The organism is Desulfonema magnum, from assembly GCF_017377395.1.
In the GTDB taxonomy this organism is placed as follows: Bacteria; Desulfobacterota; Desulfobacteria; order Desulfobacterales; family 4be13; genus Desulfonema_C; species Desulfonema_C magnum.
This window is the reverse complement of sequence record NZ_CP061800.1, coordinates 7,003,698-7,019,115: the sequence shown is the minus strand read 5'-3', so window position 1 is coordinate 7,019,115 and position 15,418 is coordinate 7,003,698. Positions and strand designations below refer to the sequence as shown.

The 15,418-nt window shown below is 45.2% G+C and carries 20 protein-coding genes; 7 read left to right on the top strand and 13 right to left on the bottom strand.

Features of this window, described 5'->3' with window-relative positions:
* Positions 1-2 precede the first annotated feature (2 nt).
* The 11 genes from larC to dnm_RS26820 form a co-directional block, all read right to left on the bottom strand.
* On the bottom strand, positions 3-1,190 hold the full coding sequence (gene larC, locus dnm_RS26870; protein WP_207679961.1) for a nickel pincer cofactor biosynthesis protein LarC: 1,188 nt from the start codon (positions 1,188-1,190) through the stop codon (positions 3-5).
* Between the two features lie 542 nt (positions 1,191-1,732).
* Positions 1,733-1,894, bottom strand: a complete 162-nt coding sequence (locus tag dnm_RS26865) for a hypothetical protein (RefSeq protein ID WP_207679960.1) — start codon at positions 1,892-1,894, stop codon at positions 1,733-1,735.
* A gap of 544 nt (positions 1,895-2,438) precedes the next feature.
* Positions 2,439-3,299, bottom strand: a complete 861-nt coding sequence (locus tag dnm_RS26860) for a HesA/MoeB/ThiF family protein (RefSeq protein ID WP_207679959.1) — start codon at positions 3,297-3,299, stop codon at positions 2,439-2,441.
* A gap of 2 nt (positions 3,300-3,301) precedes the next feature.
* Positions 3,302-3,535, bottom strand: a complete 234-nt coding sequence (locus dnm_RS26855; RefSeq protein WP_207679958.1) for a MoaD/ThiS family protein — start codon at positions 3,533-3,535, stop codon at positions 3,302-3,304.
* Between the two features lie 39 nt (positions 3,536-3,574).
* Positions 3,575-4,342, bottom strand: coding sequence for a nickel pincer cofactor biosynthesis protein LarB (gene larB / locus dnm_RS26850; RefSeq protein WP_207679957.1), 768 nt, complete (start codon positions 4,340-4,342; stop codon positions 3,575-3,577).
* Between the two features lie 34 nt (positions 4,343-4,376).
* Positions 4,377-5,195, bottom strand: a complete 819-nt coding sequence (gene larE / locus dnm_RS26845; protein WP_207679956.1) for an ATP-dependent sacrificial sulfur transferase LarE — start codon at positions 5,193-5,195, stop codon at positions 4,377-4,379.
* 47 nt (positions 5,196-5,242) lie between these two features.
* Positions 5,243-5,473 carry a hypothetical protein gene (locus dnm_RS26840; protein WP_207679955.1) on the bottom strand — a complete coding sequence of 77 codons (231 nt, stop codon included), beginning with the start codon at positions 5,471-5,473 and terminating at the stop codon, positions 5,243-5,245.
* Positions 5,464-5,688, bottom strand: coding sequence for a hypothetical protein (locus dnm_RS26835; protein ID WP_207679954.1), 225 nt, complete (start codon positions 5,686-5,688; stop codon positions 5,464-5,466). The genes dnm_RS26840 and dnm_RS26835 overlap by 10 nt, the downstream gene beginning before the upstream one ends.
* Before the next feature lie 395 nt (positions 5,689-6,083).
* Positions 6,084-6,434, bottom strand: a complete 351-nt coding sequence (locus tag dnm_RS26830; RefSeq protein ID WP_207679953.1) for a hypothetical protein — start codon at positions 6,432-6,434, stop codon at positions 6,084-6,086.
* Between the two features lie 18 nt (positions 6,435-6,452).
* Complete coding sequence (locus dnm_RS26825) at positions 6,453-7,631, bottom strand: flotillin-like FloA family protein (RefSeq protein WP_207679952.1); 1,179 nt, start codon at positions 7,629-7,631, stop codon at positions 6,453-6,455.
* Positions 7,632-7,956: 325 nt separating this feature from the next.
* Entirely contained in the window at positions 7,957-8,391 is a 435-nt protein-coding gene (locus dnm_RS26820) for a hypothetical protein (RefSeq protein ID WP_207679951.1), read from the bottom strand.
* Between the two features lie 916 nt (positions 8,392-9,307).
* On the opposite strand from dnm_RS26820, the gene ispG reads away from it, so the two are divergent.
* Positions 9,308-10,387: a flavodoxin-dependent (E)-4-hydroxy-3-methylbut-2-enyl-diphosphate synthase gene (gene ispG, locus dnm_RS26815; protein ID WP_207679950.1), complete on the top strand. Its 1,080-nt coding sequence runs from the start codon at positions 9,308-9,310 to the stop codon at positions 10,385-10,387.
* Positions 10,388-10,447: 60 nt separating this feature from the next.
* Here the strand turns inward: ispG and dnm_RS26810 are convergent, their stop codons facing one another.
* On the bottom strand, positions 10,448-11,491 hold the full coding sequence (locus tag dnm_RS26810) for a DUF4388 domain-containing protein (protein WP_207679949.1): 1,044 nt from the start codon (positions 11,489-11,491) through the stop codon (positions 10,448-10,450).
* Positions 11,492-11,533: 42 nt separating this feature from the next.
* Here dnm_RS26810 and dnm_RS26805 point away from each other — a divergent pair, with 42 nt between their 5' ends.
* The gene (locus tag dnm_RS26805) at positions 11,534-11,764 is read left to right on the top strand and encodes a hypothetical protein (RefSeq protein WP_207679948.1); all 231 of its coding nucleotides are present in this window, start codon (positions 11,534-11,536) and stop codon (positions 11,762-11,764) included.
* A 78-nt stretch (positions 11,765-11,842) separates the two neighbouring features.
* Here dnm_RS26805 and dnm_RS26800 read toward each other — a convergent pair whose 3' ends face one another.
* Positions 11,843-12,010 carry a rubredoxin gene (locus tag dnm_RS26800; RefSeq protein WP_435051582.1) on the bottom strand — a complete coding sequence of 56 codons (168 nt, stop codon included), beginning with the start codon at positions 12,008-12,010 and terminating at the stop codon, positions 11,843-11,845.
* 533 nt (positions 12,011-12,543) lie between these two features.
* Between dnm_RS26800 and dnm_RS26795 the strand changes: the two genes are divergently transcribed.
* The 5 genes from dnm_RS26795 (at position 12,544) to dnm_RS26775 (ending at position 15,222) form a co-directional block, all read left to right on the top strand.
* On the top strand, positions 12,544-12,705 hold the full coding sequence (locus tag dnm_RS26795; RefSeq protein ID WP_207679947.1) for a hypothetical protein: 162 nt from the start codon (positions 12,544-12,546) through the stop codon (positions 12,703-12,705).
* 1,341 nt (positions 12,706-14,046) lie between these two features.
* The gene (locus tag dnm_RS26790) at positions 14,047-14,211 is read left to right on the top strand and encodes a hypothetical protein (RefSeq protein WP_207679946.1); all 165 of its coding nucleotides are present in this window, start codon (positions 14,047-14,049) and stop codon (positions 14,209-14,211) included.
* Positions 14,212-14,381: 170 nt separating this feature from the next.
* The gene (locus dnm_RS26785) at positions 14,382-14,546 is read left to right on the top strand and encodes a hypothetical protein (protein WP_207679945.1); all 165 of its coding nucleotides are present in this window, start codon (positions 14,382-14,384) and stop codon (positions 14,544-14,546) included.
* A gap of 165 nt (positions 14,547-14,711) precedes the next feature.
* Positions 14,712-14,876 (top strand): hypothetical protein, encoded by a 165-nt coding sequence (locus tag dnm_RS26780; RefSeq protein ID WP_207679945.1) that lies wholly within the window; start codon positions 14,712-14,714, stop codon positions 14,874-14,876.
* A gap of 166 nt (positions 14,877-15,042) precedes the next feature.
* Positions 15,043-15,222 carry a hypothetical protein gene (locus dnm_RS26775; RefSeq protein WP_207679944.1) on the top strand — a complete coding sequence of 60 codons (180 nt, stop codon included), beginning with the start codon at positions 15,043-15,045 and terminating at the stop codon, positions 15,220-15,222.
* Positions 15,223-15,418: the final 196 nt, after the last annotated feature.

Below are 15,418 nucleotides of genomic sequence, written 5' to 3'. Positions count from 1 at the left end.
ATTTAAGATGAGTGAATAAATGCCACAGACTGAGCTGCTTCCATAACCGCTTTGAGAGGAATGCTTTTTTCAAGGGCTACTCGTTTACAGTCCTCGTATTCCGGCGAAATATTAACAATCTCACCGCTGCATTCAGCCACTTTGAACTTTATGGGGCCGTATTTCGTGTGAATCTTTTTTATTGTTCTGTGAGCCTTGATCCGATTATCCACACGCCATCTCAGTCCGATGGTGGTGGTCTCCCTGATGAGAAAATCGGAAATTTTCATGACAGCCTCTGGCCGACAGATAACCGTAACCAGCGTGCCAGGCCGGTTTTTCTTCATCTGCAACGGTGAGAGAAATATATCCATGACACCCATATCCAGGGTTTTTTGGAGGAGATAGTCATACATCTCAGGATTCATATCGTCAATACTGGTTTCAATGACCGCCACCTGCTCTGTTTCATAGTCTGCGACTTCATCCAACGCGTCTCCGATAACGACCCGGAGCAAATTGGGAATAGCCAGTTCTGATGTGCCTGCCCCGTATCCGATGGCTTTCACCGTCATGGATGGCATGGGGCCGAAGCCGGAAGAGAGAGTGGTTAAAATAGCGGCCCCCGTGGGTGTCAGGAGTTCGCCCTTAATTTCGCAGGAAGACACAGGTTTTCCTCTGATGAGTTCAAGCGTGGCCGGAGCCGGTACAGGCAGCGTACCGTGGGCGCATGTCACGGTTCCGGTTCCCACACGGAAAGGGGAACAGAAAATTTTGTCTATCTTCAGCGCGGCAAGTCCGGCCACCGCGCCCACCACGTCAATCATGGCATCCATTGCCCCGACTTCGTGAAAATGGACCTTTTCAATGGTTGTTTGATGGACCTTTGCCTCGGCTTCAGCCAGCCTCCGGAAAATCTCCGCACTTTTTTGCTTTACGGATTCATTGAGAGTACTTTTTTTGATAATCTCTTCAATGTCCCGGAGATGGCGATGATGCTGGCGGTGGTGTTCCTCATCCACATATACCAATGCCTGACTTCCGCCAATTCCTTTTTTGAGTACCTTTTTCACTTGGAGATCATAGCAGGTAAGATGAAGTTTGGCAATTTCCTTGTTCAGTTGTTCTAATTCCAGACCGGCATCCATGAGCGAACCGAGGATCATATCCCCGCTTGCCCCGGAAAAACAGTCAAAATAAGCAATCTTCATAAGGTTCTCATACGAGGTGTTAAGTGTTAGGTGTTAAGTGTTAGGTGTTAGGTGTTAGGTGTTAAGTGTTAGGTGTTAGGTGTTAGGTGTTAAGTGTTAGGTGTTAGGTGTTAGTGTCAGGACACGACTAAATAAATTCTGACAGGCTGCCCGGATGTAATACAATTTTTTAAATTGTTTTTTCGGACAATTTGAAAAATAAGTATCAGACCATAAGTTTTCTGATTTCTCCCGCCCCTCGGAACTTATTTGTTTAGGTGTAGTCCGTCTAACTCACTTAGGGAACTCGAAATAAACAATATACCCGATACAAAAAACGTAGGGTGGGTGGAGCGAAGCGCAACCCACCTTGTGGACAGGCCCGCAACGAGACGTTCCAACCGGCAGACCCGTTGCGAGACGTTCCCTGAGCTTGTCGAAGGGAACGTCTCGCAACGGGCCTGTCAGAGAGGGAGGAACATCATCAGGCAAAAAACAGCAAAAAATGATATTTTTAGACGGCCTAGTTTAGGAGTCAGATGTTAAGTGCTGTCTGTCCGCGTTTATTTCAAATAATCCCGACAGACACGCCAGCCAACATAAACTCCCACCATACTGCCAACAACACTGAACAGATACGCGGCAGTCATACCAAAATAATTTCCCAGGCACCACCCAATCTGACTAAACACAGTGATACCTACTAATATACATAATTTATTCATATTGTTAAAATCTGACACCTTTTGTTTCTGCTTATGAAATTATAAAATTCGGTCTTATTTGCATGGATTAATTTAGTAAGGATTAAAGCGAATTGCTCATCACCGATTCAATCCTTACTAAAAGAATCCCTGTACATCTTTTGGGGAAGAAACCCGGCTTTTTTCACGGACGGGGCCACTTCCCCGATGGAAAAAGCCGGGTTTCTCCGCAATAAAAGCCGGGTTTCTGCGGAGTTCCTTTTTCCCGGCTGCGACGCGGGGAAGCAACCCGGCTTTTTTCACGGACGGGGCCACTTCCCATATGCATCAGGCTAAGATCGTAACTCATTGTTTTTATTAACCTGTGATCTGCCGGACGGGGTTTGCAACCCCGTCCGAAATATTTTCCGACCCCCGAAAACAAACGTTTCGGACGGGGTTGCAAACCCCGTCCGGCAGTCTTAGCCTGATGCATATGGGCCACTTCCCCGATGGAAAAAGCCGGGTTTCTCCGCAGCCCGTCTTTTTATAAACAAATATCGGAAAACTTATGGTTAGGTACTTATTATTCCAATTCTAAGACTTCAAATGTGTTATCGGTAAGGTCCACTGCAAGTATTCGATTTTTCAATATTGATTTTCCGCCGAGCAGAATTCTCGCCACTTCGGAGCATTGGAGAGACACCATCAGTGTGACAACCGGCGGCAGATTGCCCAATTCTGCCTCAGCTCCTTTTGACGGAGCCTCATCAGGATGACCATAAAGCATTTCCAACCCGGGATCTCCGGGAAAGATAACCGTCACATGCCCAGAAACACCTGCCACAGCAGCAGTGACATAAGCACACCCGATTTTTTGGGCTGCTTTCTCAAGCACAAATCGTGTTTTTATATTGTCAAGACAATCCACGATCACATCCGGTTTTCCCAAAATACGGAACATGTTTTCATGGCTTACAAATTCTTCATGCACGGAAACTTCCACGCTTGAATTGATTTCCTTTATCCGTCTGAGCGCAGCTCCGGCCTTGGTTTGTTCCAAATTTTTCTCATTACTCAGTAACTGACGGTTCAGGTTGCTGTCTTCAAATTTGTCGCCATCTGTCAGATTTAAAAAGCCGACCCCCATACGAGCCAGAATCTCTATGACAGCGCCTCCCAGCCCCCCAAGTCCCACCACGCTGACAGAACTCCGAAGCAGCGTTGCCTGCTCCTCCGGCAAAAGCATTTTTCTGTTACGCGCATATCTTTCAGGAATCACGCCATTTTCCAATGCGGCTGTTTCCACCTGTCTGCCATGTATGTGCAGGGATTCGGAAATACGGAAAACGTCCCGGACAGAAAGACTTTTGTAAGGTTCTCCGTCCGGATATTTTTTTTCTCGGGATGCTGATGCGACACTTTCTAAAACAAGGGTTTCGGACATTTTTATCCTCCGCCCAGCGGCGGAAAAATACCGACCCTCTCACCGCCTTGAAGGACGGTGTCAATATCTTTTCTCACGCTGTTTATGAAAATTATCCTCACATCCTCCGGCGGAACCTTTAACTCACGGATCACATCCCGGACCTTTATCCCCGGAGATATGGGAAATTTGTCAGGGTCAGGGGGGAGGAATTTGGACAAGGTGGCAAACAATTTGATTTCAATGTGTTTTTCCATAGCGGATATCACTCCTTTTCCAGCGGTTTATCAGCAGGCTTACTCCGGCGGCGCTTTATTCACGGCAATCTTGTTGATGAGACTGGCCTGATAGCCCGCGCCAAAGCCATTGTCAATATTTACCACAGATACGCCTGAGGCGCAACTGTTTAACATACTGAGGAGGGCAGCCACTCCCCCGAAACTGGCTCCGTACCCCACACTGGTGGGAACGCCGATAACCGGGCAGGAAACCAGTCCTCCCACAACGCTGGCAAGCGCGCCTTCCATGCCCGCGACGACCACGGAAACATTGGCCTCAAAAAGATCATCGCATACATTAAGCAGTCGGTGAATGCCGGCAACTCCCACATCGTAAATGCGGTTTACATGGTTGCCAAGGGTCTCAGCCGTGACAGCCGCCTCTTCCGCTACCGGAATATCAGAAGTTCCCGCGCTCACGACCGCAATATTCCCGACCTGTTCAACGGGCCTGGGATTGGCGACCATGATCCGAGCCTGTTCATGATACTGGCACTCCAAACCAATTTTTTCTATCGCTTCAAAGACTTCCCAGGTGGCCCGGGTGGCAAGAATATTAGAATGATGCTCAGACATTCTGTTGATAATTCCCTGAATCTGAGGAATGCTTTTTCCTTCGCAATAAATAACTTCGGGAACGCCGGTCCGCGCACATCGGTGCGTGTCAATCCTGGCGTATCCCAGGTCTTCAAACGGAAGATGTCTTAATTCGTGCATGGCCTCGTCTGGTTCTATCTGGCCATTTTTAACTTGCTTTAGCAGGCTGACTAAGTATTTGCTGTCCATGGACTTTTCCTTGTCTCAACGATTTGAAGAATGTTCAAACGGAGCTGCGGTCAGGGTTCAAACTTCCCATATGATACCCTTCCAAGTCAAGCGTTATAAATTTAAACCTGAGTGATTTGAAATGAGTCACAATATGGCTCCGCAGGGTGCTTTCGGCGATTTTCGGAATATCTTTCGGTTCGCATTCAATACGGGCAGTGTCGTTGTAATGCCTTACTCTCAGCTGGGGGGACAGCCCCAATCCTCTGAGAAATTCCTCAGCCTCATCCACCTGCCTCAGTTTTTCCGCTGTGATGGGACTGTGATAGGGAATGCGGGAGGCCAGGCAGGCATAAGCTGGTTTGTCCCATGTGGGAAGGTTCAGTTTTTTCGAAAGCAGGCGTATTTCAGCTTTTGTCAGCCCGGCCGCTTTAAGCGGGCTTCTGATACCCAGTTCCTGGGCAGCACGGCTCCCCGGACGATAATCGCTCTGATCATCATGGTTCTCTCCGTCCGCCACATAAGGAAATCCTTTTTCGTGCGCGAGTTTGAGCAGATCGCTGAAACGGCTTTTTTTGCAGATGTAGCATCTGTCCAAAGGATTTTTTACAAACTCCGGGAGGTCCATTTCATGGGATTTGACAAGCAGATGTTCCGCATCTGAGGCTTTGGCGAAACAGATGGCGTCTTGTTGTTCGCAACGCGGCGTTGTTTCAGATGAGACAGTGACTGCCAGAACATCATCTCCCAGGATATCTTTTGCCACTTTAAGAAGCAGGGTGCTGTCAACGCCCCCGGAGAAGGCGATCAGCACACGCCCCAGCGCTTTTAAGATATTTTGCAGATTTTGATATTTAAGTTCAGGTGAATCCATGTTTTTTTACCTTCCGAACGCTGCGTCTGTCTTTGTGTCATCAGAAATTATATTTGACATAAATCGGATATTGCATCATATCGCTTTGCAATTGCACGATAACGGCAGCCGATCTTTATCCGCCAGATATCAGGTCTGATTTCCTCAAATTCCAGAGAAGGATGAAAAGGATTTTCCTTCCAAAGCTTGTAAGATTCGTCTGCAAGCCTTCGGATTCTTTCTGGCAAATTCTGGTAACATTTCCAGAATCGCCTTGTCGGAAGGGAGATCATGGCCATGACCTGATATCCTGATCATGCAGTGCCTCATCAGCCTCTCTGATAAGAAAATCAAGATTTCCCTCATCAAAATCCTTGGCAATCTGACGATCCCACTCATCCCGATCTCCGGCTTTCTGCAAATCTTCCAAAAACTTCAAAACAGATTCAAGTTTGTCAGGGGAAAGTTTTTCAACCGTATGTTGTCTCCTGGTTCTCATTTCAGTAACTTCCATAAGACACCTCCTTCGCATCTATTCACTTGATTCAATTATATATTATCTGCCAATGTCTCCGAAACCGCATTCAGATATAACCTGATTATAACGGTTTTAGGGGAGGCCGGTAAAACCCCGCGGGGCGGCATATTCGCAGCATTCATCATGCCGCACCTACGGGGCTTGGCAGGCAATGCTGCTGACCTGGGTAATTCCGAACGGATCCGAAGTGCAAAAATTATATTTTTGCGCCTGCGAAAAAGCATTTTTCGCACTCCGGAGATGCTACAAACATGTCGCCCCCTACAGGGCTTTGCCGGCCATCCCCTAATTCCGTCATAATCAGAATTTGTTAAGCGAAAGTCTGACACATTCTCCTCGGACTGAACCGAAAAAAAACCTTTCTTTTTCACTTAAAAAAACCCATCCTCATCCCGCTCTGAAAGCGGCGGAGAAAGAAGTTCGTGAAATATCATCTGCCGCCGGAGGCTTTTTTCGGTGAGAATCAGGAGGTTCTCCAGTTCTGAGATGCTCGCCTCCTCTTCGACCTCGGAAGGAGATGACGGCTCAGAATCCGCCTCATCTGACCCGGACAAATCAGGTTCCGGTGTCATATCTCCGCCCGCCTGCACTTGGGCAAGCTCTTTTCTGAAATTATCAAAATGCTTTTTCAGCAAACAGAGTATCTGCTGACGGGAACAAGGATCCTGCTTCATCACAGCGTCAAAAAAACTCAGAATAAGTTCAAAAAAATTCGCATTCATGATTCATCCTTTGCTTTTTTATGATTCCTCGGACTCATTTTCATCAGACTTCCCTGATAACGCAAAAGAACGCCGCATATCTGTATCTGCTTTTACGCTTTTCATCCGGTAGTAATCCATCACTCCCATCGTGCCTTTCCTGAAAGCCTCTGCCATGGCCTCCTGGACATCAGCTTCTTTTTCCCTAATCCTCACTTTCATTTCAATCAGCCTGATTTCCATGTCTTTCTTTTTCTTTTCCGCTTCTGATTCGGCAATCTTCTTATTGGTTTCAGCACGCTCGGCCTCATGTTTTGCCCCGACATTCTCTCCCACATCCACATCTTCAATATTGATATCCACCACATCGAAAGCCAAATTTTCAGCCACTTCCGGGACCAGAAAACTTTCTAATATATTATGAGATGTGTTGCTGATATTCTCTTGGAATTCCTCATAAGAATTGGCTGAACCGATAGCCGCGACAATCCCCTCGCCCACCCGTGCAAGGATGGAATCCTTTCCCCCTCCCCCTACGACCCGATCAAGATTCATCCGTATCAGAACACGGGCAATTGCTGTCAATTCAACACCGTCCTTTGCCACCGCTGTCACTCTTTCAGTCTGAATAACTACGGGCCGAATCTGTGTCTTAACAGCTTCGAGTATATCCCTGCCTGTAAGGTCAATGGCAGCCGCGCGTTCAAAATCAAGCGGAATATCCGCGTTATTCGCCATGGTCATTGCTTCAATCACCAGCGGGATATTCCCATGGGAAAGGTTGTGGCCCCCGAGCTTGGCAATATCAATATCAAGACCAACCTTATCCGCCTGAATTTTGGATTCCACAATGAGGTTTACATCTCCTCCGGAAAGCTGATGTGATTTAAGAAAATCAGTATTTATTTTAACACCGGCCTGTTCGGCCTTAATGGTCGCATCCAGAATGAGTTTCACATCCGCGCCCGCAAGCATATGAGACTCAAGTTTGGAGGTGGTGATCTTAACCCCTGACTTGGCAGCCTTTATCTTCAGTTCAAGGATCATTTTCGGATCTATATCTCTCAGACTCATTAATATCAGCCTGAAAGGATTTACCGGGACCCCTAAGAGAAAGGACTTAATCCAGAGAGATTTTGAATGATACACATATAAGAATGCTCCGATTATGAAAATAAGAGCAGAAACAGCAACAATGAGAATTTTATATTTTTCCATCAAACCGCCTCGCGATATGAAAGTGTCAGGCCATTTCTAAAAATGAATATATCAGTTTGCAGTTCAGCGTTCAGGCGGTGTCGCACCGCCTGAACGCGGAACTACGAACTGAGAAACAGCCCGGTATATTCATTCATCAGAACAGAAATTGTTATTCACTCAATGTTCAAGTTTTTTTGACCCGATTCGAACAAAAAGCCTGTCATTCCTGCGAAAGCAGGAATCCGTTTTTTGGCCGGTGCGTCGCTTCCGGGAGCTGTGGTTTCCTGCTTTCGCAGGAATGACAGAAAAAACTTGAACATCGAGTATTCAGACATCGTTCGTCTTAAAATGCCCCTAACTGGCAGTTTTTTATTTTGATTTCCATGGCCTCGCATGCTCCGCTCACGGCCAGCTTGGAGATATTGAAGCGGGCCGCGATATCCCACGCGCTCTTGCATGAAAGCTTGCCATCAAGCAACGCTTCAGAAATTGCGTCCTTTAACTCCTGGCTTGCGTCATGCTGCTTTTTTACGACTTTTGTTTCTGGCGTATGGCCATAAAGTCCCATCTGGCATTTTATCAGTCTGAAATCCAGCAAATCAACATTTTTACCAACTTCTGCCGGTGAAACTCCCAGGCCCTCTGCAATCTGAAATGCAACTGCACAGGAAATCGCCTCATTTTTTGCATGTTTTAAAATTTCATCCCTGATAGCGATGTCCGGTTTTGCATCAGGTCCGTGTTTTTCTGAAAATTTTTTATCTTCATCATGTGCCATTTTTCCGCTCCTTTCATAAATTTAAAATAGGTTAATTATCAAAGTTTCTGAACCGCAGATTAATATACATCTCGGAAAATATTTTTTCCGGAGTGCAAAAATAGAGCGAAGCGGTTTTTTGCATCCCATACAAAAAATCGCTGTAGCCAATTTTCGAACTCCTTTTAACAGTATCAGCAGATCGAAAAGTTTCCGGGCTGTGTGCGGGACAGCCGAGAAACCCGGCTTTTTTTCCCGGACGGGGCGATCTCCCCCGCAGGAAAAAGCCGGGTTTCTTTCCCGTCCGCCGTGTCCGTCCTCTGACAGCCCGAAGACTTTTCCATCTGCCGAGAAACCCGGCTTTTTTTCCCGGACGGAGCGATCTCCCCCGCAGGAAAAAGCCGGGTTTCTTTCCCGTCCGCCGTGTCCGTCCTCTGACAGCCCGAAGACTTTTCCATCTGCCGAGAAACCCGGCTTTTTTTCCCGGACGGGGCGCTCTCCCCGGCCGGAAAAAGCCGGGTTTCTTTCCCGTCCGCCCTGTGACAGCCCGAAGGCTTTTCCATCTGCCGAGAAACCCGGCTTTTTTTCCCGGACGGGGCGCTCTCCCCGGCCGGAAAAAGCCGGGTTTCTTTCTTGGCCGCCGTGTCTGCCCTGTGACGGCCCGAAAACTTTTTCGATCTGCTGAGTATATTAAAAATTTTTTTTCAATCTGCTGAATCTGTAAAATCTGTGAAATTCCGCGGTTCATATCATAATTTATCCAATCAAAAAACCTGAGAAATCAGGAATCATTTAATGATACTGCAATTTTTCTGAAAAAACAATTGCAAACTGACCATCCTTGTCTTAAAAAGAAAATACAATTTGTCTGTCAAAACTCGGATTTCCCAGCATGTTTTCCAAAACACTAAAAAAAATTCAAATATGGTAGTTGCTTATGACACTGTTCGCTGCAAAACGGAAAAAAACTCGCCAAATCACGGTCGGAAATGTGAAAATCGGGGGCATGGCACCCGTTGCTGTCCAGTCCATGACCAATACATTCACCCAGGATGTTCCGGCCACTGTCTCACAGATAAAACGCCTGGAAGAAGCCGGATGTGAAATTGTCAGGGTGGCTGTCCCGGATGAGGAAGCGGCCACGGCCATCACTTCAATTAAAAAAAGTATCTCAATTCCGCTGATCGCGGACATTCATTTTGATTATCGTCTGGCCATTGCCTCGGCCAAAGCGGGCGCGGACGGGCTGAGATTAAATCCCGGTAATATCGGAACCATGGAAAAAGTAAGGGCCGTTGCTGAGTGTGCAAAATCCTTTGATATTCCCATTCGAATCGGTGTGAACTCAGGCTCCCTTGAAAAAGATCTGCTGAAAAAATATAACGGAGCGACCCCGGAAGCCATGGTCGAAAGTGCGATCCGGAATATTGAATTATTAACCTCGCTGGATTTTCATCAGATAAAAATTTCAATAAAAGCATCAGATGTCCGGCGTACCATAGCTGCTTACCGGCTTCTTTCTTCCAAGACCGATTTTCCTCTTCATCTGGGGGTAACAGAAGCCGGGACACTTTTTTCAGGCATTGTCAAGTCTTCGCTTGGTATTGGGATGCTGCTTGCGGAAGGCATCGGGGACACCTTCCGTGTTTCCCTGACCCGTGATCCGGTGGAAGAAATTCGGACAGCATATGAAATCCTGAAAGCATTGGATATTCGTCGGCGGGGGCCTGAAATTATTTCCTGCCCCACCTGCGGGCGTTGTAAAATTAATCTGTTCGAGATTGTTGAACAAGTTGAACAGGCGCTGCTGTCAAGTCTCTCGCCTGTCAGACTTGCGATTATGGGCTGTGTTGTCAACGGACCCGGAGAGGCAAAAGAGGCGGATATCGGTATTGCAGGCGGTGACGGGGTCGGAATCTTGTTCAAAAAAGGAGAAGTCGTTAAAAAATTTCCCCAGGACAAACTGGTTCAGGTGTTACTGGAAGAGGTTGAGAAATATGATGCTGAACTGAGATGACGCTTGGGGAACGCCGGCAGATTTCACAATATTTGCTGGCCGTTTCCCATATCTTCCAATTCAGATTTTATCGGCTTCTGCCTCGTCCATTCTCCTTACGCCCTCCATTAAAAGCCACATAAAATCCCCCATTTCATCGGCCTGCATATCTGCTTCAGGCAAGCCCGGGACAAATTTAAACCTGCCCTCCCGCTCTTTTAATATTTCATAAAAAGCTTCCTCACTTTCAGCGTTATTGTATTTCACACTGATCAGGGCCCCTTCTCTGAAACATAAGTCTGCGGAACCTTTGGGAAGTTGCAAGGTTAAGACACCGGTTTTCTGGTTGATGTTCAATGTTTGAAATAACTCGGATGGGGGCATGTCAGACAACTGGCCGGTCATGCCGGCTGAAAGGTCCTCTGACCTTACTGTGTTTGTATTGGCAAGCCTTCGGGCAAGCAGACGAGCAAAATACATTTGAAGAGACGGAAACTGTTTTAAAACATTTCTGAAATCCTTACCTTTTATATAGAGAATGGTTGTCGCTTCAACCACTTTTATGGTGGCCCCCACGGGATCGCCGCTGAGAAGGCTCATCTCTCCGAAAACCTCCCCTTTTCCCAAAAATGCGATGCTGATGTTATCATCACCCACGACCTCAACCCTTCCGAATATAATAATGTATAAGTTTGTTCCAGGCTCTCCTTTTTTTATGATGGTGTCGTTCTTCTCAAATTTTTTAAGTTTTAAATAAGAAACAAGCTTCTTGATATCATTCTCATTAAGTGTTTGAAAGAATGAAAAATCACTCAGCAAGCTTGCAATGGTGTCAATATCATCTTCATTTATGGCGGATTCGCTATTATTTTTCTTAGCTTCCGGTTCTTGTCCGGACTCTAACTTAACAAAACCGGTACATCCGCTACAATAAAACGAGTTATAAGAAGTTTCAAAATTTTCATTATTGACAGCATTTTTTATATCTTCTGCGAGTATAAGACAGGCAACCCTGTCATGGGGCAATAAAAGCAGGTCTCCTGATAACTTAAATTCATCTTCAAGTGTATAAAGGGGGCAGTTATTGTCCTCAGTGATTTTAAAAGACGCTTCAGCCAAGTTCATTATCCTCCTGCTTTTCCAAATATGAAAAGGACAAACTTGCTCATGTTACAGATCATTCAGGGATATTCACTTGATAACGACAATTTATTCTTTTTTCAAGTTCAATATTTAATCGTTTCAGAAGTGTCTGGCATGAAATCAGATTTATCATACGAGAATTTAAGTAGTTGGGCAAAAGTGTCACCGTATTTTTATGTGCAGGAATACAAAAAAATATATAAAAGGGGAAACAAATGGTTAGGCAGAAAAGGGAACCAGGCGCAAAGCAAATGACAACAGCAAAACGCCTGATTTGACATACCTGAGTTTTCAGCCTGTCACAGGCAAAAAGACTTTTTGTTATTAAACGAATTAATAATCATCAATTTTTTCAAAAAAATCCTTTTCAGCATCACACCGGGGACAAATCCAGTCATCCGGCAAATCTTTAAAAGGGGTTCCCGGTTCAACGCCGTTTTCAGGATCACCGACTTCAGGATCATACACATAACCGCAAGGGCATTCATATTTATCCATCATATCCTCCAACACTCTGATTTGATAATTATTAAATTTCTATTTTAGCGAGGTCACTGTCTTTATTTACCAGATTTTTTTTATATCTGAAAGGATTATTTGTTATGTGTGTTACGATTAACCCATTTTGTTACCAAAAAATAAGCATCAGAATAGCCGTCGGCAACACAGCAGGACAGACTTACATGCGTTTTTAAACAATTAAACGAACTGGTTAAGCTTATTCAGACACAGGTGAGGCGAGATGCTGTTTATAGTATCTGACTGAATGCGGGAGCAAAAAAGCCAGGTTTCTTCCTTCGTCTGAGTCCGGGACCAGAAAAAAATCCGGCTTTTTACGGCACAGCAGAGACAAGGCATGCCTTGTCTTATATCAGGAAAACAGTTTTTCAAAACCGTCCGGGGGCTGAAAGGGGTGATTAATTTGAAGTTCAACTAAAATGAAAATTTTTAGGCACACTTTTTGCAGGAAAAGATTTATAAGAGCGATTATCTTTTATGCCTTGTCAACATTCATAAACAAAAGGAGGTGCTAAATGAAACAAAAAAAACTGACCAGAAAAAAGATGAAAGCTGTAAAAGGCGGATGGACTTTTTTCAATATGATACTTATGACCACATACTTTAGCACGGACACGGGTAAAGGGAAAGGCGGACTGGACTTTATAATTGATAATCTTAAAATCAAAATTCGCTGATGCACTTTCCCATTGTCCCCAAAGAGGATAACAAACCCCAAAACATCCGGCGGTGAGTCGAAAAAAGGAAGGTTAAAACCTATCCTGACAAACCGCCGGACAAACCACCCCCACATCCCCAAATACCTCAAAATCTGTGTTGCTACCCTCGTGAACAAAAAAAGCAGAGACAACTGACATATAAAAACACATCAGTAAGTATCCTGCCAGAAATTTTCCGATATTTTATCAGGTTGTCTTATGACGCTCAATAACCAGCTTTTGGCAGTCCTAAACATCGAGTTTGCAGGAACCGCTTTTATTTTTGGGAAAATTCCTATGGGCTTTTTCGAAAATCGCCTGAGAAAATCGTCACCCTGAGAATTATCAATAAATTCAATCATCCGAGAAGAACTTGATCCTCAGCTTTAAAAACTCAGAAGAAGCAGAGCCGATGAAGAGCTGATACAAAGATCAGGGCCGTTTTCCCTTCGACAAGCTCAGGGAACGAAAACGGCGTACCCTGAGCTTGTCGAAGGGGGAGGCAAATAAAAATAGCTGATTCAGATGGCCTATATCAGACCTGTCATCTCCCCTTGGACGCTTTCATAGGAAATACTATAATTCCGATAGGATTTCCTAGAACATCTATCCCTCTGATTAGAATGATAATACTTATGATGTCATGGCTATGATCACACATAAGCCGATTATATTCAGACTGAATAATATAGAAAACCCTATACCTTTTTTTATTTGGGTTGTAAATCAAAAGATAAAAACACTCTGAGAAAATCATTTTTTTACATCAGGAAACCCGATTTTTCAAAACAGACCTGGTTCTGAGAGCGGAGACTGACCTGTCAGCATCACCGACAATCATATCCGACACCGCTCTTTGTTTTAGATGGTGCGGCAGGACTCCGGGGCATTCTGATATTAAATATTTAAGGGATTTCCCCAAAAATAAAATACCCGGTGTAGGGTGGGTGGAGCGAAGCGCAACCCACCGCACAAGGTGGGTTGCGCTTCGCTCCACCCACCCTACATTTTTTGTATTGGGTATATTATTTATTTCGAGTTCCCTATTTGGTATAAATCGGAGCAGGGTTCGCGGAAAAGTCGGCCGCCAAACAATGCTGATTATAATATATAACATTTTGTAATAATAATTTAAAAAAATATAATGCCCGCGACAGGACGCTGAAAATAATATGTGTATGAGGACCGTGATATCCTCTGCCTGCAAAAAAATGTATAAGACAAAAAACATTAGGCACACATCTTGCAAGAAAAGATTTATAAGAGCAAAAAATATCTTTCATACCCTGTCAACTGTCATAATTAATAAGGAGGTGCAAAATGAAAAAGAAAGAACTGACCAGAAAAAAAATGAAAGCTGTAAAAGGCGGATGGACTGATTTTGCCATGGTACTCGGTGTAAATTATGCTACTTCGGACACCGGGAGACGGAGAAGAGGCGGACTGGATTTTAATATTGCCGGGCTTTGTGTCAGAATTCGCTGATGCACGCTCCCCCTGCCCCGGCAGGGGGAATGTCACATTGCGTTGTAAATTTTTCATCCCTCTCAGCAGAGCGTGACAGACTGATTTTAAATGGTCAGCCAAAGCCAGGAGGGGTGGGAGGAATTTTTAACATAGACTGTCAACTGTCATAATTAATAATGAGGTGCAAAATGAAACAGAAAGAACTGAGCAGAAAAAAAATGAAAGCTGTAAAAGGCGGATGGACTGATTTTGCCATGGTACTCGGTGTAAATTATGCAAGCACGGACACCGGAAGACGGAGAAGAGGCGGACTGGATTTTAAGATTGCCGGACTTTGTGTCAAAATTCGCTGATGTACGCCCCCCTGCCCCGGCAGGGGGAATGCCACATTGCGTTGTAAATTTTTCATCCCTCTCAGCAGAGCGTGACAGACTGATTTTAAATGGTCAGCCAAATCCAGGAGGGAGGAATTTTTTAACATAGACTGTCAACTGTCATAATTAGTAAGGAGGTGCAAAATGAAACAGAAAGAACTGAGCAGAAAAAAGATGAAAGCTGTAAAAGGCGGCTGGACTGATTTTGCCATGGTACTCGGTGTAAATTATGCAAGCACGGACACTGGAAGGCGGAGAAGAGGCGGACTGGATTTTAAGATTGCCGGGCTTTGTGTCAAAATTCGCTGATGCACACCCTCCCTGCCCCGGCAGGGGGGACTTCCACATTGCTTTATAAATTCCTTATTCCTCTCAGCAGGCCATGACAGACTGGTTTTACATGATCAGCCAAACTCAGGAGGGAGGAATTTTTCACATAAGCTGTCAACTGTCATAATTAATAAGGAGGTGTAAAATGAAACAGAAAGAACTGAGCAGAAAAAAGATGAAAGCCGTAAAAGGCGGCTACACCGATTTCGCTATGGTACTCGGTGTAATGTACTCAAGCACAGACACCGGCCAAGGGAGACGCAGGTGCGGAGGAGGAGGAGGAATGGACCTGAAGATCAACTGTCTTAAAGTTAAGATTCGCTGATGCACACCACGTCCGACAGAAACCACGAACCAGCACGATCTCCGGCGGTGAGTCAAGATGAGAGGGAATCCGGTCACCGAGACTGCCTCCGTTCCCATCCTGGCAAGCCGCCGCATACACTGAATCATCTGTAAAAGTAACTTTGTGAAATCATCGGAATCGGGTATTGTGTCATCATACCGGCCATGGACTTCGG